Genomic DNA, 25,975 nt, shown 5'->3' on the forward strand with positions numbered 1-25,975 from the left:
CAGGCAGCCACTTACCTTCGGGCAAAGCAGGTACGCACAATCGTACCTGCACGGCCTGAAGCTGTCCGGTAATGCACGTGGCTTATGATTTAAGGTGGGGCTCACACACGGCACTGACCTGTGCAGCATCGAATATTTCTATCCAGTAGCCATCCGGATCTTTGATAAACGCTATCCCTTTCATTGCACCGTCGTCCGGCTTTTTCTGAAATGGGACATCTAAGCGCTCAAATCGCTGGCACGCAGCATCAAGATCGGGCACGTGAAAACCGATATGACCAAAGCCCTTAGGCTCACTGTTACCATTGTGGTAGACAGCATTGTCCGCCGTATCATCCCAGTTATGGGTGAGTTCAAGCATTGCCGGGCGACCAAACGTCTGGCGGATACGTTGTTGAGGCTCGTCAGCAATATCGGAAAAATCTTCGCCAGCAGTGAGGAAATAAAGGCTAAACCGCATTTCGGCGAAATCCAGGCGTTTTAGCAATGTCATGCCCATTACGCGGGTGTAAAAGTCCAGAGACCGTGTCGGATCAGCAATCCGCAGCATGGTCTGATTAAAAACGAACCCGTCTGTCGCACTGTCCTTTTCTTCACAGAGACCCTCGGCCTTATCGAAATGTCGGCTCACTATTTTACTCCTCGTTTTAAATACCAGTGTGTTGTTACGTACCATGGGGGCGATCGGCACATAGTGCAACCGCGTCAGGCATGACAACGTTGGCGAACCGCAAGCACAAACGATGGCTGAACACCCTCAGGCATAGACAAAGGAAGACGCGCCACATGCCGGGTTAACCGCCACATGGACAAGACGGGTCAAACACGTGCGCATGTCAGTGTTCAATTAAATTCAAACGAAGCCCCGTTCCACTGCCATAAAGGCGCGTGAAAACCGCCGTACCGGTGCTTTCGGTGAAGCCTGAAAGCAGCATTAGCGCAGGGTATTCAGCTCCTCCAGAATTTGCGTGCCGGCCTTGACGAATGCCTTGTCGCGCCCCTGATAATCTGGCAACTGCCGCATCGCAGCCCTGGCTTGTTGCGCATTGCCAAAGGGTTGATGAAAAAGCACCACGAACCAGTCGCCACCGTAGCGATACGTGCGATACACATGGGTAAGTTCGGTGAGCTGATTGTCGCGGATAAACTGCGCCAACAGCGCCCTGTCTGACAGCCCTGCCATCTGGATAAAGAAATCTTCTGCCTGCACCTTATCGAGCAACATTTCAGGCTCACTCGCCCGTGACGTTCGGCTCGTCTCATTCACCGGCTGACTGGGTGTGGCGGGATTTTCGACCACTGTTTCTGGCACTGGCGGTGTCACCGCTTCACTCTCAGAAACAGTATTGAGATCACGTGGCGCATCCTTACTGGCGAGCGTCACTGCGCCGTCGTTATCTTTTTTAGCCTCGACTGTCTCTGACACGGGGGGTACCGACGACTGAAGATCTTCCTCTCGTTGCTGTGATTGCGGTGAGGCAGCCTTACCTTCAGCCGCGGTGTGGGTCTGTGTTTCCTCACTCGCAGAGCTGGGCCAGCTGGCGACCAGTGCATCAGGTTGGGCGGCGAGGGCATCGGCAGTGCGGTTATTTTCACCCGTTCCCTCAGGCGTAACGTCGGACGCTTCATCTAACAGTTCTGAATACGCATCGCCGGGCGCGACGCTGTTATCCTGCCCGGCGGGCGTTTTAATGGGTGCAAAAAGCTGACGGATCTCCGGACCATACTGCCAGTTTACCAGCGCACCGAACACGACCAGTAATATCACGGCCATTAGTGCAATAAACCAGCGTGATGATACCCGGTTCAATGTCGGTAAGGAGGATTGCGATGCACGGTTTGCCAGGTGCGCCTGAAATTCCTCTCTGCGCCTGGCAATCAGACGATCAAGCTCAGACCCGCCTGGCTCAGTGTGTACGGACTGACTGGAGATGAGCAGGGGGGTATCGGTATTCTTGGAAGGCAACCATTGCTTGGCGCGTTCAGCCCAGGCCGACTCCCCAAACAGCAACACATTCAGGTGTTGTTTGTTGCCGGCAAAGCGACTTTGTAATACCAGATCCCACAATTCCTGTAACAGCGCGTCAGGCATGTGCTGTGCCTGAGTGAGCGCAATCATCACTGGCCCTTCATGGGTATTGAGTTCTGACAGTAACTCATTCAGCGGGCGCACAAAGCTGCCGACAACCTGACCGAGCAGTTGCCGACAGAGCTGACGGCGGTAATCGGAAATGTCCATTTCCGCGTCAGCCGTCAGGTATGCAATTTCGGTATCGTCATGTTGTTGATAAACGAAGGTTTCCAGCGTGCGCTGCTGATTGGCAATAGAATCCCCGCTGACAAAAATCAGTTGGGAGGAATAGTTAACCAAATACTCCAGTCTGTCATGCAGTTCGTTTTGCATGGGCCCTCGCGGAACACGTTATGCGGTTACTGTGGGGATAGCACCGCGGTGAGGGTCTCGTCATTCACGCTGTCAGTGACGATGGCCTTCCCAATTCGCTCTGGGATCACAAAGCGTATGCGCCCGCCAGCAACTTTTTTGTCGTGCTTCATATGTTTGACGTAGTCGTCTTTGGTCATGGTCGAAGGTCCGTCAACAGGCAATGAGAACGCCTGCAACAGCGCACGGACCTGACGGGTTTCTGACGCTGACAACATAGAGAGTTGCTCAGCGGTTTTACACGCAAATACCATGCCTGCGGACACGGCCTCGCCATGCAGCCAGTTTCCGTAGCCCTGCTCAGCTTCAATGGCGTGACCGAACGTATGGCCCAGATTCAGTATGGCGCGCAGCCCGCCTTCCCGCTCATCCACAGCCACCACTTCGGCTTTAATTTCGCAGCAGCGCTGAATCGTTGCGGTAATGGCTGAGGGTGCGAGTTCACGCAGTGCATCGCTGTTGTTCTGTAGCCAGGAAAAAAACGCTGCATCGTAAATGATGCCGTATTTGATCACTTCGGCCATGCCGGCAGCAAATTCGCGTGCGGGTAATGTAGAAAGTGTTGCTGTATCTATAATGACGGCTTGCGGTTGATAAAACGCACCAATCATATTTTTGCCCAGTGGATGGTTCACCGCAGTTTTACCACCAACCGAACTGTCGACCTGAGAAAGCAAAGTCGTGGGTACCTGGATAAAAGGAATCCCACGCTGAAAGGTCGCCGCAGCAAAGCCACATAAATCGCCAATCACGCCGCCGCCCAGTGCAATCAGGGTGGTGTCGCGTGCCGCGTTCATTTCCAGCAGGCGCGTCATTATTGTTTCAAAACTGTCGAGTGACTTGTACTGTTCTCCGTCATCAATTTCAATGACTTCAACCTGGCAGTCACCGCATGCGGCAATGGCGTCATCAAGGTAGTGGCTGGCCACAGTCGGATTAGTCACGATGACAGCCAGCGGCCCCTTTATGTAGGGCGAAAAAAAGCCGGGCTGCGAAAGCAGTCCGGCTTCTATGTAAATGGGATAACTACGCTCTTGAAGTTGCACAGTAACGTTGGCCATTCGCGTAGCTCCTTAAATACTAAAAAATTCCGATTTTACTGACGATTTGGTTCGCGACAGCGCGTGCCGACTGATCATCCGTATCGATGATATAGTCAGCCACCTCTTCGTACATAGGATTGCGTTCATCCGCAAGATCACGCAGTACCTGTTCCGGGTTATCAGATTGCAGAAGTGGACGGCGTTTATCCCGCTGAGTTCGCGCAACCTGCTTGTCGATAGTGGTTTGCAGGTAAACAACAATGCCACGTGCAGACAAGCGATTACGTACCGCTTTATTCACGACACTGCCGCCACCGGTGGCCAGTACAATGCCTTGCTTGTCTGTCAGCTCATTGATGATATTTTCTTCGCGTTTGCGGAAACCGTCTTCACCTTCTAAATCAAAAATCCAGGCGATATCAGCGCCGGTACGGCGTTCGATTTCCTGATCGGAGTCAAAAAACTCAAGGTGAAGTTCATCTGCCAGATGTCTGCCAATGGTGCTTTTGCCAGCCCCCATAGGTCCAACCAAAAAGATATTACGTTTTTCAGCCATATTCGCTTAAATCACAACTTTATAATGTTAGGGGTAGTGTTCGTTGTATTACCCGTCTACCCATGTATTTGTGCCTATTTTCTTTCCAATAAGCACCACTCCTTAAACCTCGCTAAAATTTCGAGAGCGGGATTATCTCAGTTTACTGTAATCTGATGCAAGTTTTGTTGAAAGAATCGCTTTATACCCGTTTATTTGCGGATCTGATCGCCTCAGCGTAAAAACAGTGTTATCGACATGGGAAACGTGCAGGCGACGCGTCGGGGTGTGTGAAAAGCCGACTGCGACAAACGAAAACGGCAAACCATCTGTATTTCTGGTTTGCCGTTGTTTCGTGTGTGAATGTGCAATTTATATAGTTAAACACCAAACAGGATGCGTACAGGTCTACCATTACTCAGCGAATCCTGACGTGCGTAGTCGCAAGGCAGGTTTCGCGGGCTAATCCCCAGGCACTTAAGCGATTGCGCTACAGCTTTTCGGTTACCACTTTCGGCGTGACAAAAATCAGTAACTCACGCTTTTGCTGTAATTGACCTGTCGAGCGAAACAAGGCACCGACCACAGGGAGGTCGCCGAACAGCGGCACCTTAGTGACATCATCAGAACTGGTTTGCTGGAATATACCGCCTAACACCACAGTTTCACCATTTTCAACGAGCACCTGGGTTTTAATTTCCTGGGTATCAATGGCCACCGCGTCACCGGTAGAGGTACTTACGGTCTCACCGCGGGTATCCTGAGTCACTACCAGATCAAGAATGATGCGGTTATCCGGGGTGATATGCGGTGTTACTTTAAGGCTTAATACAGCCTTTTTAAATTCTACCGACGTGGCGCCACTGGATGTCGCCTGAACATAGGGAATTTCTGTACCCTGCTCAATATAGGCTTCCTGTTGGTTGGCGACGGTGATCCGTGGGCTGGCAATGATCTCACCCTTATTCTCAGACTCCAGCGCCGACAGTTCTAAATCCAGAATCGTACCGTCGACCAGAGAAGCGACCTGAAAGCCAATCGATCCGGCTGCAGACTGAACAGGCAGGTTTACATTAAGACGGTCGCCAATCTCCGGAAGCACACCACCGGCGATACTGTCCGCACCTTCAAGCGAACCAGACACGCCATCATTGTCCTGACGGTCACTGAAGCCCCAGCGTACGCCGAGCTGTTCATCCACATTATCCAGTACCGTTACCATGCGGCTCTCAATCAGCACCTGTTTTACCGGCACATCCAGGGCTTCAATCATATCGCGCGCTTCGTCTATCGACTCCAGGTTATCGCGGACAAGCAATGTATTGGTTCGTTCATCCACCGTGACTGAACCACGATCAGACAGAATGCCGCCTTCCTGTGACTTTAGAATCGAGGCCAGTTCTGCCGCTTTCGCATAGTTAACAGTGATGTTTACAGTGCGCAGCGGGGCCAGGTCGGCCACCTGCTTTTTAGACTGCAGCTGTTGTGTTTCACGCTCGGCCAGTTCATCGGCTGGGGCGACCAGCAGAATATTGCCGTCCAGGCGCTTGTCCAGACCTTTAACTTTCAGGATCATATCCAGCGCCTGATCCCAGGGTACGCCGGTCAGGCTGATGGTGACATTGCCACTTACCGTGTCAGTAGTGACCAGGTTAAAACCATTCACCTGTGCGATAATTTGCAGAACCTGACGGACCGGCACATCCTGGAAGTCCAGTGAGATAGGATCGCCGGTATACTTTGATTGTTCTTCCAGTTGTGCTTCTTCATCCTTGCTCATTGGCTCTACTTCAATGCGCAGAATGTTGTCCTGCAGGTTATGACGCGCATAAACCTGCCCTTCATAACGCAGCACAATACGCGTGGCCTTTTCATCCTGAAAGGTTTCAATCGATGATACGGGGGTTGCAAACTGCACTACATCCAGCTCTACAAGCTGATCATCATCGAGGCGGGTATCGGGCAACGTTACCGTTAATTCGCCCTGCGACTCAATTAGCTGAGGATCCACACTGTCATTGTCCAGCGAGATGAGGGTGACGGCGGTATCATTGGCCTCTCGGGTGAAGTCAATATTGGTCAGGGTTGTGGCGAAGGCGGTTTCACTGTCAGCCGGATCATACAGCGCGGCTTCGTCGGATTGTGCTGACACCGGGGTCGCCACAACATTGAACAAAACCAGTGCCAGCAATGTGCCGCCCAGCCAGTACCATTTGCGTCCGTTTTTATTCAGTTTCTTATTGAATATAAATCGCTCAGACATTCTCGTTTTCTCCTGTCGACGAGGCAACCGTCAACGTAGTTTCCTTGCGTTGCCAGCAACCTGCCCCGTCCGGAAGAAGTTGCTCTATTGTCACCGACGTATCACCAATCGCAATAATTTTGCCGTAAAACAAACCGATTCTGCTTCCCATCGTGGCCTTGTGCAGTTGTCCGTCATTCGATCTAAACAGCACATACCGTGTGCCTCTGGTCTCAAAACTGCCGTTAAGTCGCAGTGCATCCAATCCATAGCCCTCCAGTTTTTGCTTCTGCCTGTTGTAGTCTGGTTGCAGACAATTGGCCTGAGCCTGCACATTAACAGGCGCAGTTTTTTCTTTCGGGCGCACAAACGGGCTACGTAAATCCGATGCGGTATATGCAAACGCTGGTTGCTGCTCAAACTCAGGATAGGGTTCGATATTGACCTGGGTTTGTTGTTTAATCTGGTCAGTATACGCCCGCAGATCACTTAACTGTGGCGAACACGCCATTATCGCACCTGTCATGGCGATAACGGCCACGTGACGAAGTAAACTCATTGGTCGTCCTCCGCCGTTTGCACATTACCACTGCCAGCAGCGCGATAGGTTTTTGCCTGAAGCTGCAACTGCAGACTACCTTTTTCTCCCTCAATTGAAAAATCATGGAGAGTCACAATGCGAGGTAAATCAGCCACTTTAGACATGAACTCACCAACATTATGGTAGCCACCGGCGACCTCCATCTCAATGGGCAGTTCGGTATAGAATTCCTTTGGCACTTCTTTTTGCCAGTTAAGCATTTTGAAGTTCAGCCCGGAAGACGTCCCCACGTAGGTAATGTCATCGAGCAGTCCAGGTGTTTCATTGCTGGTGGGCAGACTTTTTAGCATCGACGAGAAATCTTTTTCAATCCGCGCCAGTTGCTCTTCATACGCAGTGAGGTTCACGGCAATGCGGTATTTCGCTTCAAACTGACGTTTAAGTTCCTGCTCCTGTGCTTCAGCTTTTTCCAAAACGGGCAGCTTGGGACTGACTATAAAGTAATAGCTAAGCGCCCCCACCAATATGGCAACAAAGGCACCCACAACAATTTTAACTTCGTGCGGCCATACCGCAACCTGCTCAAAATCCAGTTCATTGAGTTCTTTGAGTTTGGCAACATCAAACTTCATTGCTGCTCCCCCTCTTGCTGGCTACCAGCGCTTAACGGTGCGACCTTTGGACTGATTCTAAACGTAATGGTGTACTCGCTGATTGCCTGGTCACCGTCCGGGTCGGCGACAATTGACGACAAATCACCACTGGTAAACACGTCGGAAGACTCCAGTTTGCGCATAAAGTCTGACAGACGGTTATTTGAATCACTTATCCCTTCTACTTCAATGATGTTGCCAGTCCGGCGCATAGAGCGGAATGAGACACCTGGCGGAACGATCTTCGCCAGTTCGTCAAAGATAACGGGCGACACATTGCGGCTGGCCTGAAGTTGTTCAATCAGGGCCATTCGTTGCTCAATGGCGCTCTTGTTTTCCTTTATTTTCTGAATTTCAGCGATTTGTGCATCCAGCGTGACAATCTCTGAATCCAGGTAGGCGTTTCTTGATTTCTGGTTGCTGATACGCTGATCGATAGCCTGTCCGATAAACCAGAAAATCAGGCCAACGATAGCCGCCACCGCGGCCAGTCCGCCCAGATATTGTTTTTTATCGAACTGGCGTTGCTGTTCCCGCCAGGGCAGCAGGTTTATATGTGCCATGAGACAAAACTCCTGCTTGCCAGACCCGCAGCAATGGCCAGTTGCGGCGCTAATTCGTTCACGCGTTGTTGGTCCAGTTTGGGATTAATTTCCATGTTGCTGAAAGGGTTTAGCACTTCGATCTCAGTGTTCAGGTCCTGTCGCAGAATATCAACCAGAGGTGCGATAGTGGCAGCACCGCCACTCAGCAATAATTTCTTGGGTTGTTCGGCATGGTTGGACGTCATAAACATTTGCAGTGCCCGGTTGATATGCTGTTGCAGATTCGCTGCAAAAATAGGCAGCGTGTCATCAACCCAGTTGCTGGGGAGTTCATTGTTCAGTAACTGACGCTCGGCATCTTCAACATCGACCATATGTATTGCAGCCAAATCACTGATAAGTGCATTAAGGCCAAACGCGTGTTCTTTGGTATACACGACCTTGCCGTTTTCCCATACGCACACCTGCAACAACGATGCACCGATATTCAGACAGCAAACCCGTTCTTCCTGCTGGTGCTCATGAAAGAAATCTATGGCATTGCCCAGTGCATAACCTTCGACATCGACAATTTTAGGCTCGAAGTTCGCTTCGCGTGCCAGCAGCAGCCGCCCGTCTACCATATCTTTGTGTGCCGCGGTCAGCAACACATCAACTTTGCCGGTGTGTGTGGCGCTTTCGCCCAGCTCTTCAAAATCAAGGTAAACCTCTTCCAGCGGGTAGGGGATCAGGCTGTCTGCTTCAATTTCTATCTGGCTTTCAAGCTCAAAGTCATTTTGATCGGGGTCCATATAAACCACTTTACTGATAACAGACGTACCAGCTACAGCAACGTTCACAAGCTTAAGCTTGGTCTTGAGCACATTGCGAATTTTCTTTAGGGCGAGACTAATGGCTTCATAGTCTTTAATTTCCCGCTCAGAGAATGCAGTCTTATTGATGGACTCACAGGCAATGCCCTGGAGCACATACTTGTCTCCAGACTGTTCAAGCCACACGGCTTTTATTTGACGCGTGCCTATGTCTAAGCCCACAATAGTCGGCAGCTTTTTTGCGAACAGCGACTTCATTTGCTGGTGTCCAGGTTAATTGGTTGCTTTATATCTACCATAAGATGTTACAAAACTTTTTGCCTTAATAGGGTTCCACTAAAAACACATACGTATGAAAATATACGTCATAATCGGCAATGTTGCCTTGGTAATCTGATTCCGTGAAGTACTTTAAACCCCTCATTTTGTTAATTTTACTCGGTGCCGTGCTTGGAAGCGCGACGCTGGTAGGTATTTATTTTTATATCAAACCCGAGCTGCCCAGTGTCACTGTCCTGAAGGATGTACGCTTGCAAACACCCATGCGTATTTATACGCAGGACGGAAAACTGATCTCTCAGTATGGAGTTAAACGGCGGATCCCGGTAAAACTTGAGGACGTGCCGGTCGAGCTTATCCAGGCGGTGCTGGCGACGGAGGACAGCCGGTTCTATGAACACAATGGTATCGACCCGATTGGTATTGGACGTGCAGCCCTGAGTTTACTGGTGACCGGTGAAAAGCGACAGGGCGCCAGCACGCTGACCATGCAACTGGCGCGAGGCTTTTTCCTTACCCGCGAAAAAACCTATATCCGCAAAATTAAAGAAATTTTTATCGCCTGGCACATGGAGCAGGTACTGACAAAAGACGAGATCCTTGAACTTTACCTGAATAAAATAGAACTGGGACATCGGTCATTTGGCTTTGGCGCGGCCGCGCAGGTTTATTATGGCACCACGCTGAACGACCTGACACTGGCGCAAATTGCCACCATTTCCGGATTGCCAAAAGCGCCCTCAGTGCTTAACCCGATCAGTGGACCTGAGGCCTCTGTTGAGCGTCGTAAAGTGGTGTTACTGCGCATGCGAGATGAAGGTTACATCACCGCTGAACAACAGCAGCAGGCCGCGTCCGCGCCGGTGACGGCGCGCAAACACGGTGCGGAAATTGAGGTGGATGCGCCGTATCTGGCCGATCTAATTTACAGTGAGATGGTCGAAATCTACGGCAAGGAAGAGGCGGAAACCGGTGGCTACCAGGTGTATGCCACGGCGACCTCAGAACGTCAGCTCGCTGCACAGGACGCCGTTGTCCGGAATCTTCATGATTATGATGAGCGCCACGGATATCGCGGGCCGTTGGGTTATCTGTGGAATCAGCCCGAGGCTGACGAGGAACAAACTGAAGAAAGCGCTGCGACACAGCAACAAGCGCAAAGTGACGACGCGTTGCAACGCGACGAAGCAGACACAATACCGGCAACGCAGGATATCATTGACGCACTGGCCGACGTACCAGCGTACTCACCGCTGGTGCCCGTGGTGGTAACCGCTGTGGCACAGAAGCAAATATCCGTGCTGGATGCAACTGGCAGGACGCGAGACATTCCCTGGGAAGGGCTGGACTGGGCGCGCGCTTATATCACCGATAACCGCCAGGGCGAAGAGCCTGAGGTGGCCAGCGATATTGTCAGTGAAGGCGCGATTGTTTACATCCGCGAACAGGACGGTCAGTGGCGCCTGGCACAGTTGCCGCAGGTCAGTGGTGCGCTTATCTCCCTTAATCCGCAAAACGGCGCAGTCGAGGCTGTGGTGGGAGGATACAGCTTCTATGAAAGCCAGTTTAACCGAGCGACTCAGGCAAAACGTCAGGTCGGATCAAATATCAAACCGTTTGTGTATTCCGCTGCGCTGGAAAACGGCTATACCCTGGCCTCTATCGTTAACGACGCACCCATAAATCACTGGGATGAGGCGTCCGGTACTGCCTGGCGACCCCAGAACTCACCACCGGAATACGATGGGCCCATTCGTATGCGCAAAGCACTGGGTAAATCAAAAAACGTGGTTTCGGTCAGGCTCCTGCGGGGGGTTGGACTGGAACAAACGGTCGAGCACATCGCTAAGTTTGGATTTAACCGCGAAGATATTCCACTCGATGAAACGGTATCGCTGGGATCCAGTTCCCATACACCACTGGAGGTCGTGCGTGGCTTTTCAGTGATCGCCAATGGTGGCTATCTGGTTACGCCACATTACATCGATAAGGTGTTAAACGAGAATAATGAAGTGCTGTGGGAAACAGAGCCAGTGTGGGCCTGCAATCCCTGTAATGACGATGACGAATCTGATGCCGATGCGGATATAGAACGCCTGCTGGCCGAACAACTGGATGAAAATGGCAGTGGTTTGCCGAGCGAACCTGAAGTTAAGCGGTCGGCACCACAGGTGATAACGTCGCAAAATGCGTTTTTAGTCGCTGAAATGATGCGCACAGCGGTAAGGGCGAATGGCAGCTGGAATAATAAAACCTATTGGCTCGGCACCGGCTGGCGTGCCAGAAACCTGTTACAGCGGACTGATATTCACGGCAAAACCGGAACCACTAATGATTCCCGTGATACCTGGTTTAGCGGCTTTCATCGGGACCTGGTCACCACGGCCTGGGTAGGTTTTGACGACATGGGCCGACAGTTAGGCAGGGCAACGCGCAATCAGAACCTGATTAACCGTAACCCGGAAAAATTCAACTGGATTGGTAATGCCATGATTGGTGGTGAAGATGGCGCGAAAGCGGCGGGACCGGCGTGGATCCGGTTTATGCAGGACGCGCTGGACGGCAAGCCTCATTCACCTGTCGCCGTGCCTGACGATATTGTGCGGGTCCGAATTGATCGTACCAGTGGTAAGTTGACCCGGCGTACAGACCATACGACACTATTTGAATATTTCCTGCAAGGCACGGAGCCGACGGTCTATGTGCGTGACGATGAGGTTGTTGATCCGGCTTCGCAGGACGATACTACTACCCCAGAGCCAGAAGAAATATTTTAACCGTGACGGGCGGCTTTGCCGCCTGTTGCAGTCACACTCCACTGGCTACGGGCTTTATTTGTCTAAATTACAATAATCGGAAACCTAATGTCTGACGATTCAAACCGGTATCTTTACATCCCGCACTCAGGACCATCATTGCTGGAAACGCCGCTTCTCAACAAGGGCAGTGCGTTTACAGCCAGAGAGCGCACCGCGTTTAATTTAACCGGCTTGCTTCCGCCACGCTATGAGACCATTGAAGAACAGGTAGAGCGGGCGTACATGCAATACAGCAGTTTTGGTGATGCGCTGAATAAGCATATCTATCTGCGAGCAATTCAGGATAACAACGAAACGTTGTTCTACCGTCTTGTGCAAAAGCATATCGATGAAATGATGCCGATTATTTATACGCCCACGGTAGGTGATGCCTGTGAGCAGTTTTCAGACATTTATCGCAGTTCACGAGGACTGTTCGTGTCCTGGGAAGAGCGACACCAGCTTGATGATATCGTGCGTAATGCGACGAAACGCAAGGTCAAGGTGATTGTCGTTACCGACGGCGAGCGCATCCTTGGACTGGGCGATCAGGGCATCGGTGGCATGGGCATCCCGATTGGTAAGTTGTCACTGTATACCGCATGTGGTGGTATCAGCCCGGCGTATACATTGCCAGTTATGCTGGATGTGGGCACCAACAACGAAAAACTGCTCAATGATCCCATGTACATGGGAGCCCGGCATCCGCGAATCAGTCAGGACGAGTATGACGAGTTTGTCGACATGTTCGTCAAAGCCGTTAAACGTCGCTGGCCTGATGTCATGATCCAGTTTGAAGACTTTGCGCAGCCGAATGCGATGCCGCTGCTCAATCGCTACCGCGATGATGTCTGTTGTTTCAACGATGACATACAGGGCACTGCTGCAGTGACACTGGGTACTATTCTGGCGGCATGCCGGATGCGCTCCCAGAAATTGTCGGATATGAAAGTGGTGTTTGTTGGCGCGGGCTCGGCAGGCTGTGGTATTGCCGAGATGCTGGTACAGCAAATGACCCATGAAGGGCTCAGCGACACCGAAGCGCGTCGTCAGGTGTTTATGGTGGACCGCTTTGGGTTGCTTACCGAAGGTATGGAAGGCCTGCGTGATTTCCAGCAAAGATTGTGGCAAACCAAAGATGACCTGGCGCAGTGGAGCTATAGCGGTGATTACCCATCGTTACTGGACGTGGTGCACTGCGCCAAACCCGATATTCTGATCGGAGTTTCCGGGCAGCCAGGACTGTTTACCGAGCAGGTTGTGCGGGCCATGAACCAGCATTGTGAAACGCCCATTATTTTTCCGTTGAGTAACCCGTCCCGTCAGGTTGAAGCGCGACCGGAGCAGGTCATCGAATGGACAGAAGGCAATGTTATTATCGCCACAGGAAGTCCGTTTAAACCGGTAGAATACGAAGAGACCATCTATCCCATTGCACAGTGCAATAACGCGTATATTTTCCCTGGTATCGGACTGGGGGTAGTGGCTGCAAAGGCAAAACGTATCAGTGATGAAATGCTGATGGCCGCCAGTACGGCGCTGGCAAACGCCTCGCCGCTGGCAAATACCGGCACTGGCGCACTGCTGCCGCCGCTGGCAGGGATAGCCAACCTCAGCAAAGAAATCGCGTACGCGGTAGGTAAGGTCGCGATGGAGCAGAATCTGGCGTTAGAAATGAGCGATGAATCGCTGCGCGATGCTATTGAACGCCACTTCTGGGAGCCCGAATACCGTCCTTATAAGCGTGTCAGTATCTGATAAGCACGTCGAATAACCTCGTAAGGCACTAATACATATAGTGTTTTACGGGGTATGTCTGATAAAAGCATCAGACACCGCCAGTTTATGCCATCATATGCTGTTCCCTGCATCCCCTGCGTTCTGACACATTGACGAACACGTCCTGTTCCCGTCCCCCATTATTACACTGAAATCTGTCGCCGGTTTGCAACATTTCCAGAGGGATATCGCAAACGATAACCTTAATTATATTTTAAGTCATTGAAATATAATAGTTATTCATATCTGGCATGAGAGTTGTATTAAACATAGTGCAACATGGTTTTTCCTAACCATTCTTCATGCTTTGCGGGCAAGGGACTGTCCGCCTTTTCTTTGTGGAATGCCATTCCAGTATGGCACTAAACACCGCCAGTGCGCTATCTGTCTCGTTTACCCTTGCGGTTATGATCTAACTTGTCTTTCATTGCTAATTAAATGCCAGGGAAGATCCCTAAACTTTGCCAAACACACCGGAGTGACTATGAGCGATGACAATCAGTATACCCCACCAGACATCTGGACATGGGAAAAAGAAGACGGCAGTAAATTTTCTTCCATCAACCGTCCTGAAGCAGGAGCCCGCGAAGAAAAAGCGTTGCCGGTCGGAGAGCACGACTTACAACTGTACTCGCTGGCAACTCCAAACGGACAAAAAGTCACGATCATGTTAGAAGAATTGCTGGCTGCTGGCGTAGACGCGGCAGAATACGATGCCTGGCTGGTTAATATCGGTGAGGGTGAGCAATTTACATCGGGTTTTGTTGAAGTGAACCCCAACTCGAAAATTCCGGCCATGGTGGACAACAGTGTCTCTCCTGCACTGACCTTATTTGAGTCAGGCGCAATTCTGCAGTATCTGGCAGAAAAATTTGAAAAGCTTATCCCCGATGAGCCGCACGCCAGAGCCAAGTGTCGTCACTGGCTGTTCTGGCAGGTAGGCTCTGCGCCCTTTCTGGGCGGTGGCTTTGGCCATTTCTACAACTATGCACCTTATCCAATGGAGTATCCGATTAACCGCTTTACGATGGAAACGAAGCGACAACTGGATGTGCTGGATAAGCACCTTGCTACGCATACATACATGGCGGGCGATGAATACTCTATTGCCGATATTGCAATCTGGCCCTGGTACGGCAACCTGGTTTTGGGGCGCCTGTATGATGCAGAAACCTTCCTGCAGGTTCATCAATACAAACACGTCATGCGCTGGGCGAAAGCCATTGATGCCCGTGACGCTGTGAAACGGGGGCGCATCGTCAATCGCACCTGGGGTGATGACGGCCAGCTGGAAAACCGGCACAGTGCCGAGGATATCGATAAGGCACTCGCCGACGCAGGCTAGTTTTGCGCCAGAGGGGGCGGTATCGCCGGTTCGGTACGCCGTAAATCCATCCCTGGAGGCTCTGCTGCAGCATCCCTGCTGCAGAAGACCTCACAGACGATACCGCCCCCTCTGGCACATCGAGCTGTGTCTCTGTGGGTAAATTGTAAATCTGTCCTCAGACAGTTTGCCGCAGCATCCCTACTGCGGAAGGCTTCACAGGTGCCACCGTCTCTCACCTCTGCATCGTAATCTGCACGCCGTAAATCCATCCCTGCTGCAGAAGACCTCACAGACGATACCGCCCCTTCTGGCACATTGAGCTGTGCCTCTGTGGGTAAATTGTAAATCTGTCCTCAGACACTTTGCCGCAGCATTCCAGCTGCGGCAAGCTTCACAGGTGCCACCGCCTCTCGCCTCCGCATCGTAATCTACACGCCGTTAATCCATCCCTGCTGCAGAAGACCTTACAGACGACACCGCCCCCTCTGGCACATCGAGCTGTGCCTCTGTGGGTAAATAGTAAATCAGTCCTCAGACGCTTTGCCGCAGCATCCCTGCTGCGGAAGGCTTCACAGGTGCCACCGCCTCTCACCTCTGCATCGTAATCTACACGCCGTAAACCCATCCCTGCTGCAGAAGACCTTACAGACGATACCGCCCCCTCTGGCACATCGAGCTGTGCTTCTGTGGGCAAATAGTAAATCAGTCCTCAGACACTTTGCCGCAGCTTGTCTGAGACGAAGGCGTGGCTACCCTAGTGGCCGTCAACAAAGGACAGAAGATAGTCGCTGATGATGGGCCAGAGTGACTTACAGCGACGGGAGAAAAAGCCCATATGGCCAACCTGTGTCAGGCCGTGTTCACTGGGCGTGATAAGGGTTACCTCAGCATTCATGTTGGGGAATACGCGTAGCATGTCCTGTACATTGGCCAGATTGGCAATGTCGTCATCCTCGGCAATCAGCCATTTAGACGGAAAGTGAATGGCGTCGTAAAAGTGGCTTTTTACTTCGCGGCCAAACGCGGTTTGCACATAGCCTTGTCCGTTACACCACTGCTGCCACTGACGGGCAACCTGCTTAGGCAGCGGTTCGCCCATTCCTACCAGGTGCGCCTTGGTATGACCAAACAGCAGGTTATTGAGCGGAATATAGACATTCATAAAAAAGTGCGCGGGCAGTAAATAACCCGGGCGCATATTACTAAGTTGCCCGGATGAACTGCCGAAGTTACACATGGCAGTAAAGTCAGAGGCGTTGTGCATCAGGCCAACAAGTTGTCCGCCGGCACTGTGGCCGACCAGAAAATAAGGTACATCGGGTACCTGGGCCTGCAGTTCGCTGAACACCGCAGGCATGTCTTTTTGCCCCCAGCACACCAGGCTGGCATCGCTGTCTTTAACCGTGCCCTGCAGTGACTCGCCAATCCCACGATTATCATAGGTGATAACCGCGAAGCCCTGGCTTGCCAGGTAGGTCGCAAAGTGTGTATAAAACTGACGACGAATGCCGGTTGCGGGACCAACCATAACTGCCGCCTTAACGGTATCCGGTATAAATAGCGTGGCGGCCAGCAAATGTCCGTCTTCACAGCGAATTGCGGTTTCTCGTTGCATGCATCACCTTGTCTGGTCATACCAGTGAGAGTGATAGATTAGCAGAACAAGTGCCAGTGTTGAAGTTTTGTCATGCTAAAAGCAACGCGACGTGGTGCAGAAGAGACAGTGGAAATTATACTGTCAGCGTAAACACCTTCGAATTGCGCTGGTAGTTATACAGCTCTTTTTTGATGGCGGGCAGCGCACTGATATCTGCCCGTTCAAAGCCCTGCTCTAAAAACCAGTGGGCGGTGACGGTGGTCAGCACAAAAATCGTCCGGATGTCGGCTTCTCTGGCACGCTGTCTTACCAGTTCAAGGATCCGCTCGCCACGGTTTTTACCACGGTAGTCCTGATGGGTGGCTACGCAGGCCAGTTCTGCGCAGTTATCCTGGGGATACAGATAAAGGGCCGCGCAGGCGATGATCATGCCGTCGCGTTCAATTACCACAAACTGCGATATTTCGTCTTCCAGGCGCTCTCGTGATCGTTTCACTAACACGCCGCTTTCTTCCAGCGGTTTGATCAAATTAAGAATACCGCCGACATCGTCAATGCTGGCTTCGCGCAACTGCTCATAGTGGTGTTCCATAACCAGCGAGCCGGTTCCGTCGCGGGTAAACAGCTCCTGAAGCAGGGCTCCATCGTTTTCATAGCTGATACAGTGGGCCCGGGGGACGCCTGCAGCCACACTGGTGATAAGCGCCGTAAGAACGGTTGATTCGGTCTTAATATCGCCATCGGCAATGCGCGCCTCAAGGTCTGGTCGCTCAATGGTTCTGAGCAGCTTGCCGCTTTGATTGTATATACCGTCAAAGTTGGAAAACACAATAAGTTTGTCGGCCTCAAGAGCAATTGCGGCCTGTGTGGCGACATCCTCATGAGAAAGATTAAATACTTCCCCGGTAGCGGAGTAGCCCATCGGGGAAAGCAGCACAATCGAGCCATCATTAAGATGATCGTTAATACCAGTAACATCAATACGACGTACCTGGCCGGTATTCTCAAAATCAACGCCATCGCGCACGCCAACCGGTCTTGCGACTACCAGGTTGCCGGAACAAACGCGGATCTCAGAGCCGTGCATGGGCGAATTAGGCAGCCCCATGGTCAGCAACGCTTCTATGTGCGCACGTACCGAACCTGCGGCATCTTTTACACACTCCAGCGTTTGCTTGTCGGTAATGCGTACGCCCTGTTCAAAACGCCCTTCCAGTTCGCGTAGGGCGACGCGCTCATCAATTTGCGGGCGCGCGCCATGCACCAGCACCAGGCGTACACCCAGTGTGGTAAGCAGCGCAATATCATGAATAATATGCGCAAAGTTATCGTGCTCGATAGCTTCGCCACCAAACATTAGCACGAACGTTTTACCCTGATGGGCATTAATATAAGGCAGCGAGCTGCGAAACAGCTTTATTCCGTCGTGTTGCGCCAGCACCATGGCTTATTTTTCCTGTTGATCCAGTGTTTCATATTCCCGGTACAGTGCCTGTGTTACCGTCTCACTGCTGGTACCGCCCAGAATATTGCGTTTGTTCAGTCCGTATTCCAGCTGCAGCACCTCATAGACATCCTCGTCAATGTGCTCGCAGATAGACTGAAGCGTGGACAACGCCAGATCTTCAATGGCACAGCCGTGTTCGAGGGCCTTCACCACCGCCTGTCCGGCGATATCGTGTCCGGTACGGAAGGGCACCCCTTTGCTCACCAGGTAATCCGCCAGTTCGGTCGCGTTAGCAAAGCCCTGACTAGCGGCCTGGCGGCAGCGCGCTTCATTAAGCTTCAGCGAGTCCAGTACCTCTGCAGCGATACACAGACAAGTATGCCACTGCGCCACTGCGTCGATGGCGCCTTCCTTATCTTCCTGCATGTCTTTGTTGTAGGCCAGTGGCAGGCCTTTCATAGTCACCAGCAGTGCCTGCAGGGCACCAAAGACCCGGCCGCATTTGCCGCGCATCAGCTCCAGCGCATCCGGGTTTTTCTTTTGCGGCATCAATGATGAGCCCGAGGTAACTTCGTCGCCTAACTGCAAAAAGCCCGCCTCGCCACTGTTGTAAAAGATCAGATCTTCCGCCATGCGCGATAAATGCATCATGCTGGTACTGGAGGTAAACAGTAACTCCAGCACGAAATCACGATCTGATACCGCGTCCAGGCTGTTCAGCGTGGGACCGGCAAACCCCAGCGACTCGGCAATGTCATGACGATCGACCGGATAGGTGGTACCGGCCAGTGCGCCGCAACCCAGCGGGCACTGATTGAGCCGCTTACTTAAGTCATCTAAGCGACTGATATCCCGTTTAAACATTTCCACATACGCCAGGCACCAGTGCGCAAATAAAATAGGCTGGGCCCGTTGCAGGTGGGTATAGCCGGGAATAATGGCCTGCTGGTGGCGGGTAGCCACTGACAACAGGGCGCGCAGCAGGGCCGTCAAATCACTGCGCAAAGAACGCACATGTTCACGCACCCACAGGCGAAAATCGGTGGCGACCTGATCATTGCGGCTGCGACCGGTGTGCAGCTTTCGTCCTACGTCGCCCAGTTTGTCGATAAGTGCGGCTTCGACAAAGCTGTGGATGTCCTCTTCGCCACTCGCCGCAAAGTCCAGCTCGCCGTCGCGGGCCTGATCGCGCAACTCTTCAAGTGCTGCCTGCAGTTGTTGCTGCTCATCGTCAGTCAGTACGCCGGCATTGTTCAGCGCCTTCGACCATACAATTGAGCCAGTGAGATCCTGCTCGGCCAGCACATTATCAAACGGCAGCGAGTCGTTGACCTGTTTAAACATGCTGCTGGCGTTACCGGCAAACCGGCCTCCCCATAGTGCCATGGTGATCTCCTTACTGCTGCTTTTTCAGTGTGTCGATACGGCTGGACAAGCTGAACAGGCGGATAAAGCCTTCAGCATGTTTCTGGTCATACACATCGTCGGCGCCAAACGTGGCAAAATCCTCTGAATACAGGCTGTTGGGCGAACGGCGCTGGGTTACCGTAGCCTGCCCCTTGTACAGTTTAACCACAATGTCGCCGGTAATTTTTTTGGCGAACGACGCGGCACCGGCTAGAAGTGCATCATTAAGCGGCGTAAACCAGCGCCCGTCGTACATCACATGCGAAAATTCCAGCGCCAGCTGCTCGCGGTATTTCAGGGAAGCCTTGTCCAGAATCATGGTCTCAAGCGCTTTGTAGGCCGCCAGCATTACCGTTCCCCCTGGCGTTTCATAGCAGCCCCGTGACTTCATGCCTACCAGACGGTTCTCAACAATATCAATACGTCCAACCCCGTGCGCCGCAGCCAGTGTATTGAGCTTCACCAACGCCTGATAGGGCGTTAATGCTTCGTCATTAACGTGGGTCAGTTTGCCTTCTTTAAATGACAGGGTCACACGCTCAGGTGTATCCGGTGCGTCTTCGGGATCGACTGTCATGGTCCAGACTTCCTTTGACGGCTCCTGCCACGGATCTTCCAGTTCTCCGCCTTCATGGGAAATGTGCCAGGCGTTGGCATCCCGGCTGTAAATTTTGGTGGCCGACGCAGTGGTAGGAATATCCCGCTTGGCCAGATAGTCCAGCAGGTCTTCCCGCGAGACCATGTCCCACTCCCGCCATGGCGCAATCACTTTTAAATCAGGTGCCAGTGCTGCAAAGGCGCTTTCAAAGCGCACCTGATCGTTACCTTTGCCGGTACAGCCATGGCTGAGCGCATCGGCGCCCACCTTTCTGGCTACCTCAACCTGGGCTTTGGCAATCACCGGGCGGGCCATCGACGTACCCAGCAGATATTCGCCCTCATACACGGCGCCGGTGGTAATGGTGGGGTAAATATAGTCGCGTACAAACTCTTCTTTTAAGTCAACGATATGACACTCACTGGCGCCCGAGGCGATGGCTTTTTGCTGCAATCCCTCCAGTTCGTCATCGCCCTGGCCGACGTCGGCGGCGAAGGCAACCACCTCACACTGGTAGGTCTCTTTTAACCAGGGGATGATTGCTGAGGTATCGAGGCCACCTGAGTAGGCCAGTACAATTTTGTTAACCTGTTGCATTTTCTGTCGTCCTTATAAACCGCTTAATAAATGAGTCAGAATTGCATTCTGGCCATGCATTCTGTTTTCTGCCTGCTGCATCAGCAGTGAGGCGTCGCTGTCTATCAGCGAGCCGGTTATTTCCAGATCCCGGTGGGCGGGCTGGCAGTGCATCACATGACTGGCACCCGTACGTGTCATCAGTGCTTCATTGATCTGGTAAGGCATAAACGTGTCTTTAATCTCGGCGAGCGGTGTTTCATCGCCCATCGACAGCCACGTATCGGTGTACAGCACGTTCGCACCTTCCGCATCGGCCAGATCATGACTCAGCGTAATGGTTGCCCCGGTCTGCATGGCCAGCGTGTTTGCCTGTGAGACCATGTCAGGCTCGGGCGCGTGACCAGGCGGTGTGATCACTACCTGATTACAGCCTAACAGTGCGCCCACTATCATCAGAGAATGGGTGACGTTATTTCCATCGCCGATGTAGGCGACGGTGAGCCCCTGGGTTTTACCAAACTGCTCGACAATGGTCAGATAGTCGGCCAGTCCCTGACAGGGGTGATATTTATCGCACAGCGCGTTTACCACCGGCACCCGTGCGGCACTGGAAAACTGCTCTAACGTGCGGTGTGAGTATACTCTGGCAACGATGGCATCAGCCCAGCAGGCAAGGTTTGCAGCCATGTCGATGGTATCTTCACGACCACTCAACTGGCTTGCCTTGGTATCTAAGTACACCATATGTCCGCCCAGACGGTTGATACCAATATCAAAGCTTACCCGGGTACGCAGCGAAGGTTTTTCAAACAGCGCCACCACCGATTTACCCGCGAGTACCTGCGCATAACTTTGTGGTGAGCCCTTAATTTCCATGGCCAGTTCGAGCAGTCGCTGCATGCCCTCGGGTGACCAGTCAGCAAAAGTGAGTAGATCCTGTTTCATGGTCTTTCTCCATTCGGTAATGCGTTCGGATGAATGCGGGTGCCTGTTTCATGATGAAGAATTGCGCTGATTGACGCCGACCAGCTGGCAATACTTACCGGGCGTTTTAATGCCAGTGCTGCGGTAAGCGCCGCGTCAGTTTTAACCCGCATGCCATCTGTTACAACGCCATTGTCGTACAGTGTCGCCAGGGTCTGTTCATCAAGATCCGTCAGCAGCATTTTGTCGGCATCAAGCACGCCTTCAACATTGGACAATAACAACAGGTCGCCGCCTACCAGCTGTGCAATGACCATCGCCGCCTGATCCGCATTGATATTTAGAAGTCGCCCGGTGTCATCCGCGCCAATTGAGCTTATAACCGGTAACATTGTCTGCGATAAAATGGATAGCAATAAGCCCGGCTCACCAGGCTGAGCACGGCCCACCGCGCCGTACTTCGCGTCAAGCGGAGCACAGTGCACCATATTGCCGTCAAGCAGTGATAAACCCACCGGCGTTAGCTTGTTACTCAGCGCCTGACCACACAGCGCTTTATTAACATGACCGGCCAGCGCGCCGCCAATGTAGGGCATGTGCTCGTCCGGGGTGACCCGTAATCCGTCAATTTTGGTGCTGGGCAGATTCAGTGCCTGCATTAGCTGTTCAACGGACGGGCCGCCACCATGTACCAGCACCACCGGCCGGGTAGTCTGTATGTGGGCAATACTGGCAAACAGGTGTGCCATCGCTTCCGGGTGTTCAAGTAATGCACCCCCCACCTTTATAACAACGGGTGCGCGACTCATAACAGCAATCCCGTCTGCTGCGGCCAGCCGCAGGTCAGGTTGGCACACTGAATGGCCTGAGAGGCTGCGCCTTTCATCAGATTGTCGATGGCCGCGGTGACAACCACGTAGCCAGACGCAGGATCGTATTGCCAGTAGAGATCGACAAAAGGCGTTTTTACCACATCATCCAGTTTAGGACTGTGCTGGCGAAGCCTGACCAGCGGCGAGTCTGCATAAGCCTGATAAAAGGCGTCATTGACCTCGTCGTGACTGACGCCGGCGTTGAGTTTCACGGTCACGGTTGCCAGTATGCCGCGTTTAAAATTGCCAAGATGCGGTGTGAAGATCACTGGCGTGCCCAAGTAAGCACTGATTTCTGGCGTATGACGATGAGACAGTATGCCGTAGGCCGATAAACTTACCTCGCAAAAGCTGTTGGTAAGGCTGGCTTTTCTACCCGCGCCTGTGACACCGGAGACGGCATTGATCACCGGGTAATGTTGGGTATCAACCAGCGTGTTGTTTATCAGCGGCTTCAGCGCACTTAAGCTGGCAGTAGGATAGCATCCGGGCACAGCGACCAGGCTGGCATTGCTAATGTCTTCAGCATACCACTCGGCCAGACCATAAACGGCATTACTCAGTAACGTAGCATGGCGATGTTCAAAGCCGTAAAAACGCGAAAAGATCGCTTCATCTTTAAGGCGAAAGGCACCGGATAAATCAAACACCCTGGCCGTTCCGGCCATAAGGCGTGGCATCCAGTCGTGACTGACCTCATGCGGTGTCGCCAGAAAAATCATCGACACGTCATTGCACAAGGTATCCAGCATCTCATCGTCTACCGGAGATAACTGATAATCGAGATGAGCCAGCTGACCGTGAATGGCGGACAGTGGTTTGTTTGCGTCAGCACTGCTCGCCGACACGCAGACATGACTAAGGGTAAGCGAGGGATGTTGATCCACTAACTGAACTAACTGAGCGCCGGTGTAACCACTGGCACCGATAATAGCAACCTGATTCATAGTATAAGAATGTGTTAAATCTGAAAAAAATCCACTTTTTACCCTCGTAATCAGTGCCATTACCGGCACTACAGCCTTCTTACGAAGGTAAAAAGTGCGCTACGGACATTGCGCAAGTTCGACGACCACATCGTCGTTGCTTTTGACAAGCGTAGCCAGCCAGGGGAGAGGTAACCCTGTATGTTGTCACCCAGGCAGAGTGCCCAAAGGCATTAACATTCATCATAAAAACCTGTAATTAACCGTGCACACCAGAGTGTGCATAAATCACTAACATCTGCAGTGTACCTATGTGGAATAATTATGCAATAAAAATAAATAAATATTTTTTCTTTTTCGTCTGGTACGGATTCATAATCATGCGCATCATGTATGACAAAACGTTGACAAGGCCTGTTTTAACAATGAATATTTATACTATTTGAAGGGAGTTAGGGATGAGTAAGTACACAGTGGCGCTGGTGGCCCATGATCACAAAAAGCCAGACTTGCTGGCGTGGGTGAAAACCCACCTGTCTGTCATGCAAAAATGCGATCTGGTCGCTACGGGGACAACCGGCAGCATGATCGAGGAAAAAACAGGGTTGTCTGTAGATTGCCTCAAAAGCGGGCCGCTGGGCGGCGATCAGCAAATCGGCGCGCTTATCGCCGAAGGCAAACTGGATATGCTGTTCTTTTTTTGGGATCCACTCAACGCTGCACCGCACGATCCTGACGTTAAAGCATTACTGCGCCTTTGCTCGGTGTGGAATATTCCGGTCGCCTGCAACAAAGCGACAGCCGATCTGATTGTCACCTCGCCACTATTTTTATCAGACGACTATCAGGCAGAAAGGCCGGCGTTGTAGCCAGCCTTCAGGATGAGGCGTTGTTGCGCCGGGGCTTATCCCCGTGCGCGATGGTGTGGTTTTTGCGGCCGATGTGTTTCGAGCAGGGTCAGAAACATCTGCTGTTGGTGTTCATTTAACACGTTAAACATGGCATGTTGGTTTGTGGCCTTTGCCTGCGCCAGTTCAAGCAGACGGATACGGTGCGGCTCAAGGACTGTCAGCCAGCGCTCATAACTGAATGCGTCGCTTCTTATCAGTGCACGTTCAGCGTTGCGAAACGCCACCATTTCAGAGTGAAAGTCCTGCATTAGTGCATCTCGATCCTCGGCGAGTGCGGCAATTTCTATGTCCTGTTCACTCTTAAGCCCGAGTTTTTTAAACAATTCGGTGTGCGACCGGCGAGGCTTGGGACGATCGTGGTCACGTTCGCTGTCTTCAGCCAGCGCCTGACGTTGTGTATCGCTTAACAGGCTGTAAATAGCATGCCGTAGCGATGCAACAGCGAAGGCTTTTGTTTCGCGGTCATTGAAGCGGTCTTTAACCTGTGTACTGATATCGGCATCATCACCAGTCATCAGCTCGGTGAGCCATTCTTCGCGTCCGTCATGATGTGGCGCCTGATGACGGGTTTTGAAGTCACGTACCAGTGCACGGATCTGCTGGTGTTGTTCATCGGTCAGCGACAGATCGCGAAGCTGATGTATGAATCTGAGACCGGGAGCGGCACCATGCCGGTGGTCGGTTGGTTTAGCCTGGCTCACAGTTGTGAAAAGCAGGGTGCTGGCGAGCAGGCTGGTCAGTATGACGTTTTTCATTTGTCTTCTCCGGATTGGTTTCACATAAGTAAGCATTTTGCGTTACTGCCAGATAAGTCTATGCGCCTGAATGCAAAGTGACGTCAGTGGAGTGTAAAGCTTGTGTAAAGACGCGACCCGGACTTTGCTGTTTAATCACTGAACTTTGTACACTGGTGTCAGTCGATAACAAATAACCGCAAAATGAACAGACTTATTCGCATTTTCCCCAGGTTAACGGCGAAGCGTTATCAGTCTCACTTTATGATCTGTATGGCCAGCCCGGGAGCTTTACATGCAATCGCTGCTTATTATTGATGATGACCATCAGCTGACAGCCATGCTCGACACCTATCTGAGCACGCTTGGCTATGGTATTTCTATTGCCGAGGACGGCGAAGCCGGACTGGCACTGGCCACTTCAGGCCGGCATTTTGATCTTATTTTACTGGATGTCATGATGCCGAAACTGGATGGGTTTGATGTATTAAGGCGACTGCGAATGCATCATTCCACGCCTGTGTTGATGCTTACCGCCAGAGGTGATGATTATGATCGCATTCTAGGGCTGGAGCTGGGGGCCGATGACTATTTGCCTAAACCGTTCAATCACCGCGAACTGGTTGCGCGCATCAAAGCTTTTTTCCGTCGTCAGGAGCTGTCTTTAAGTGCACAGTCGCAGCAGGACTTGTCGGTCAATGGTCTGTTCCTCAGTACCGCCACACAATCTGCGCAGGTTGATGGAACGACGCTGGATCTAACCGCTACGGAGTTCGCGCTGCTGAGACTGTTAATGATGAACGCCGGTCAGCGGGTAAGTAAACAGACAATCAGCGAGCAGGTACTGGAAAAAAAGCTGATGGCCTTTGATCGCAGCATCGATATGCATGTGAGTAATCTGCGCAGGAAAGTGTCACAGATATCGCCCAAAGAACGTATTAAAACCATTCGTGGGGCAGGCTACCTGCTACTTACACAATGAG

22 protein-coding genes are annotated in these 25,975 nt (G+C 52.0%); 5 read left to right on the plus strand and 17 right to left on the minus strand.

All coding sequences use genetic code 11. The features are described 5' to 3' along the window. Positions 1 to 82: 82 nt before the first annotated feature. From gloA to pilM, 9 genes are all read right to left on the minus strand, one after another. A complete protein-coding gene (gene gloA / locus IE054_RS04740) occupies positions 83 to 631 on the minus strand; it encodes a lactoylglutathione lyase (RefSeq protein WP_189403936.1) in 549 nt (182 codons plus the stop codon). A gap of 303 nt (positions 632 to 934) precedes the next feature. Further along, entirely contained in the window at positions 935 to 2,404 is a 1,470-nt protein-coding gene (locus tag IE054_RS04745; RefSeq protein WP_189403937.1) for an SPOR domain-containing protein, read from the minus strand. Positions 2,405 to 2,430: 26 nt separating this feature from the next. Beyond that, on the minus strand, positions 2,431 to 3,504 hold the full coding sequence (gene aroB / locus IE054_RS04750) for a 3-dehydroquinate synthase (protein WP_189403938.1): 1,074 nt from the start codon (positions 3,502 to 3,504) through the stop codon (positions 2,431 to 2,433). Between the two features lie 19 nt (positions 3,505 to 3,523). Then, positions 3,524 to 4,042 carry a shikimate kinase AroK gene (aroK, locus tag IE054_RS04755; RefSeq protein ID WP_189403939.1) on the minus strand — a complete coding sequence of 173 codons (519 nt, stop codon included), beginning with the start codon at positions 4,040 to 4,042 and terminating at the stop codon, positions 3,524 to 3,526. A 469-nt stretch (positions 4,043 to 4,511) separates the two neighbouring features. Then, positions 4,512 to 6,284, minus strand: coding sequence for a type IV pilus secretin PilQ (locus IE054_RS04760; protein WP_189403940.1), 1,773 nt, complete (start codon positions 6,282 to 6,284; stop codon positions 4,512 to 4,514). Further along, positions 6,277 to 6,822 (minus strand): pilus assembly protein PilP, encoded by a 546-nt coding sequence (locus IE054_RS04765; RefSeq protein ID WP_189403941.1) that lies wholly within the window; start codon positions 6,820 to 6,822, stop codon positions 6,277 to 6,279. The genes IE054_RS04760 and IE054_RS04765 overlap by 8 nt, the downstream gene beginning before the upstream one ends. After that, on the minus strand, positions 6,819 to 7,436 hold the full coding sequence (locus tag IE054_RS04770; RefSeq protein ID WP_189403942.1) for a type IV pilus inner membrane component PilO: 618 nt from the start codon (positions 7,434 to 7,436) through the stop codon (positions 6,819 to 6,821). Before IE054_RS04770 ends, IE054_RS04765 begins: the two co-directional genes overlap by 4 nt. Beyond that, positions 7,433 to 8,020 (minus strand): PilN domain-containing protein, encoded by a 588-nt coding sequence (locus IE054_RS04775; protein WP_189403943.1) that lies wholly within the window; start codon positions 8,018 to 8,020, stop codon positions 7,433 to 7,435. Before IE054_RS04775 ends, IE054_RS04770 begins: the two co-directional genes overlap by 4 nt. Next, positions 8,008 to 9,072 carry a type IV pilus assembly protein PilM gene (gene pilM / locus IE054_RS04780; protein WP_189403944.1) on the minus strand — a complete coding sequence of 355 codons (1,065 nt, stop codon included), beginning with the start codon at positions 9,070 to 9,072 and terminating at the stop codon, positions 8,008 to 8,010. Before pilM ends, IE054_RS04775 begins: the two co-directional genes overlap by 13 nt. Positions 9,073 to 9,215: 143 nt before the next feature. On the opposite strand from pilM, the gene IE054_RS04785 reads away from it, so the two are divergent. The 3 genes from IE054_RS04785 to yghU all read left to right on the plus strand — a co-directional run bounded on the left by IE054_RS04785 (position 9,216) and on the right by yghU (position 15,015). Beyond that, positions 9,216 to 11,870, plus strand: a complete 2,655-nt coding sequence (locus IE054_RS04785) for a penicillin-binding protein 1A (RefSeq protein WP_189403945.1) — start codon at positions 9,216 to 9,218, stop codon at positions 11,868 to 11,870. An 87-nt stretch (positions 11,871 to 11,957) separates the two neighbouring features. Then, positions 11,958 to 13,649 carry an NAD-dependent malic enzyme gene (locus IE054_RS04790; RefSeq protein WP_189403946.1) on the plus strand — a complete coding sequence of 564 codons (1,692 nt, stop codon included), beginning with the start codon at positions 11,958 to 11,960 and terminating at the stop codon, positions 13,647 to 13,649. Between the two features lie 505 nt (positions 13,650 to 14,154). After that, positions 14,155 to 15,015: a glutathione-dependent disulfide-bond oxidoreductase gene (yghU, locus tag IE054_RS04795; protein WP_189403947.1), complete on the plus strand. Its 861-nt coding sequence runs from the start codon at positions 14,155 to 14,157 to the stop codon at positions 15,013 to 15,015. Positions 15,016 to 15,751: 736 nt separating this feature from the next. Here the strand turns inward: yghU and IE054_RS04800 are convergent. From IE054_RS04800 to argC, 7 genes are all read right to left on the minus strand, one after another. Continuing rightward, positions 15,752 to 16,612, minus strand: coding sequence for an alpha/beta hydrolase family protein (locus tag IE054_RS04800; RefSeq protein WP_189403948.1), 861 nt, complete (start codon positions 16,610 to 16,612; stop codon positions 15,752 to 15,754). A gap of 115 nt (positions 16,613 to 16,727) precedes the next feature. Beyond that, a complete protein-coding gene (argA, locus tag IE054_RS04805; protein WP_189403949.1) occupies positions 16,728 to 18,038 on the minus strand; it encodes an amino-acid N-acetyltransferase in 1,311 nt (436 codons plus the stop codon). A 3-nt stretch (positions 18,039 to 18,041) separates the two neighbouring features. Further along, positions 18,042 to 19,427, minus strand: coding sequence for an argininosuccinate lyase (argH, locus tag IE054_RS04810; protein ID WP_189403950.1), 1,386 nt, complete (start codon positions 19,425 to 19,427; stop codon positions 18,042 to 18,044). Between the two features lie 10 nt (positions 19,428 to 19,437). Beyond that, the gene (locus IE054_RS04815) at positions 19,438 to 20,643 is read right to left on the minus strand and encodes an argininosuccinate synthase (RefSeq protein WP_189403951.1); all 1,206 of its coding nucleotides are present in this window, start codon (positions 20,641 to 20,643) and stop codon (positions 19,438 to 19,440) included. Between the two features lie 12 nt (positions 20,644 to 20,655). Beyond that, a complete protein-coding gene (locus tag IE054_RS04820; RefSeq protein ID WP_189403952.1) occupies positions 20,656 to 21,570 on the minus strand; it encodes an ornithine carbamoyltransferase in 915 nt (304 codons plus the stop codon). Beyond that, positions 21,567 to 22,358, minus strand: a complete 792-nt coding sequence (argB, locus tag IE054_RS04825; protein WP_189403953.1) for an acetylglutamate kinase — start codon at positions 22,356 to 22,358, stop codon at positions 21,567 to 21,569. Before argB ends, IE054_RS04820 begins: the two co-directional genes overlap by 4 nt. Beyond that, positions 22,355 to 23,368, minus strand: coding sequence for an N-acetyl-gamma-glutamyl-phosphate reductase (gene argC / locus IE054_RS04830; protein ID WP_189403954.1), 1,014 nt, complete (start codon positions 23,366 to 23,368; stop codon positions 22,355 to 22,357). Before argC ends, argB begins: the two co-directional genes overlap by 4 nt. 437 nt (positions 23,369 to 23,805) lie before the next feature. On the opposite strand from argC, the gene IE054_RS04835 reads away from it, so the two are divergent. Beyond that, the gene (locus IE054_RS04835; protein ID WP_189403955.1) at positions 23,806 to 24,216 is read left to right on the plus strand and encodes a methylglyoxal synthase; all 411 of its coding nucleotides are present in this window, start codon (positions 23,806 to 23,808) and stop codon (positions 24,214 to 24,216) included. 35 nt (positions 24,217 to 24,251) lie between these two features. On the opposite strand, the gene IE054_RS04840 is transcribed toward IE054_RS04835, so the two are convergent. Further along, on the minus strand, positions 24,252 to 25,013 hold the full coding sequence (locus IE054_RS04840) for a Spy/CpxP family protein refolding chaperone (RefSeq protein WP_189403956.1): 762 nt from the start codon (positions 25,011 to 25,013) through the stop codon (positions 24,252 to 24,254). Positions 25,014 to 25,287: 274 nt separating this feature from the next. Between IE054_RS04840 and IE054_RS04845 the strand changes: the two genes are divergently transcribed. Beyond that, positions 25,288 to 25,974 (plus strand): response regulator, encoded by a 687-nt coding sequence (locus tag IE054_RS04845; RefSeq protein ID WP_189403957.1) that lies wholly within the window; start codon positions 25,288 to 25,290, stop codon positions 25,972 to 25,974. Position 25,975 lies beyond the last annotated feature (1 nt).

The sequence above is a fragment of the Alteromonas halophila genome, from assembly GCF_014651815.1.
Classification (GTDB): Bacteria; Pseudomonadota; Gammaproteobacteria; order Enterobacterales; family Alteromonadaceae; genus Alteromonas; species Alteromonas halophila.

What these genes read in the sequence shown, in the direction of transcription:
- IE054_RS04745 (WP_189403937.1), bottom strand. Translation starts at nt 2,404, where the DNA reads ATGCAAAACGAACTGCATGACAGACTGGAGTATTTGGTTAACTATTCC.
- aroB (WP_189403938.1), bottom strand. Translation starts at nt 3,504, where the DNA reads ATGGCCAACGTTACTGTGCAACTTCAAGAGCGTAGTTATCCCATTTAC.
- aroK (WP_189403939.1), bottom strand. Translation starts at nt 4,042, where the DNA reads ATGGCTGAAAAACGTAATATCTTTTTGGTTGGACCTATGGGGGCTGGC.
- IE054_RS04760 (WP_189403940.1), bottom strand. Translation starts at nt 6,284, where the DNA reads ATGTCTGAGCGATTTATATTCAATAAGAAACTGAATAAAAACGGACGC.
- IE054_RS04765 (WP_189403941.1), bottom strand. Translation starts at nt 6,822, where the DNA reads ATGAGTTTACTTCGTCACGTGGCCGTTATCGCCATGACAGGTGCGATA.
- IE054_RS04770 (WP_189403942.1), bottom strand. Translation starts at nt 7,436, where the DNA reads ATGAAGTTTGATGTTGCCAAACTCAAAGAACTCAATGAACTGGATTTT.
- IE054_RS04775 (WP_189403943.1), bottom strand. Translation starts at nt 8,020, where the DNA reads ATGGCACATATAAACCTGCTGCCCTGGCGGGAACAGCAACGCCAGTTC.
- pilM (WP_189403944.1), bottom strand. Translation starts at nt 9,072, where the DNA reads ATGAAGTCGCTGTTCGCAAAAAAGCTGCCGACTATTGTGGGCTTAGAC.
- IE054_RS04790 (WP_189403946.1), top strand. Translation starts at nt 11,958, where the DNA reads ATGTCTGACGATTCAAACCGGTATCTTTACATCCCGCACTCAGGACCA.
- yghU (WP_189403947.1), top strand. Translation starts at nt 14,155, where the DNA reads ATGAGCGATGACAATCAGTATACCCCACCAGACATCTGGACATGGGAA.
- IE054_RS04800 (WP_189403948.1), bottom strand. Translation starts at nt 16,612, where the DNA reads ATGCAACGAGAAACCGCAATTCGCTGTGAAGACGGACATTTGCTGGCC.
- argA (WP_189403949.1), bottom strand. Translation starts at nt 18,038, where the DNA reads ATGGTGCTGGCGCAACACGACGGAATAAAGCTGTTTCGCAGCTCGCTG.
- argH (WP_189403950.1), bottom strand. Translation starts at nt 19,427, where the DNA reads ATGGCACTATGGGGAGGCCGGTTTGCCGGTAACGCCAGCAGCATGTTT.
- IE054_RS04815 (WP_189403951.1), bottom strand. Translation starts at nt 20,643, where the DNA reads ATGCAACAGGTTAACAAAATTGTACTGGCCTACTCAGGTGGCCTCGAT.
- IE054_RS04820 (WP_189403952.1), bottom strand. Translation starts at nt 21,570, where the DNA reads ATGAAACAGGATCTACTCACTTTTGCTGACTGGTCACCCGAGGGCATG.
- argB (WP_189403953.1), bottom strand. Translation starts at nt 22,358, where the DNA reads ATGAGTCGCGCACCCGTTGTTATAAAGGTGGGGGGTGCATTACTTGAA.
- argC (WP_189403954.1), bottom strand. Translation starts at nt 23,368, where the DNA reads ATGAATCAGGTTGCTATTATCGGTGCCAGTGGTTACACCGGCGCTCAG.
- IE054_RS04835 (WP_189403955.1), top strand. Translation starts at nt 23,806, where the DNA reads ATGAGTAAGTACACAGTGGCGCTGGTGGCCCATGATCACAAAAAGCCA.
- IE054_RS04840 (WP_189403956.1), bottom strand. Translation starts at nt 25,013, where the DNA reads ATGAAAAACGTCATACTGACCAGCCTGCTCGCCAGCACCCTGCTTTTC.
- IE054_RS04845 (WP_189403957.1), top strand. Translation starts at nt 25,288, where the DNA reads ATGCAATCGCTGCTTATTATTGATGATGACCATCAGCTGACAGCCATG.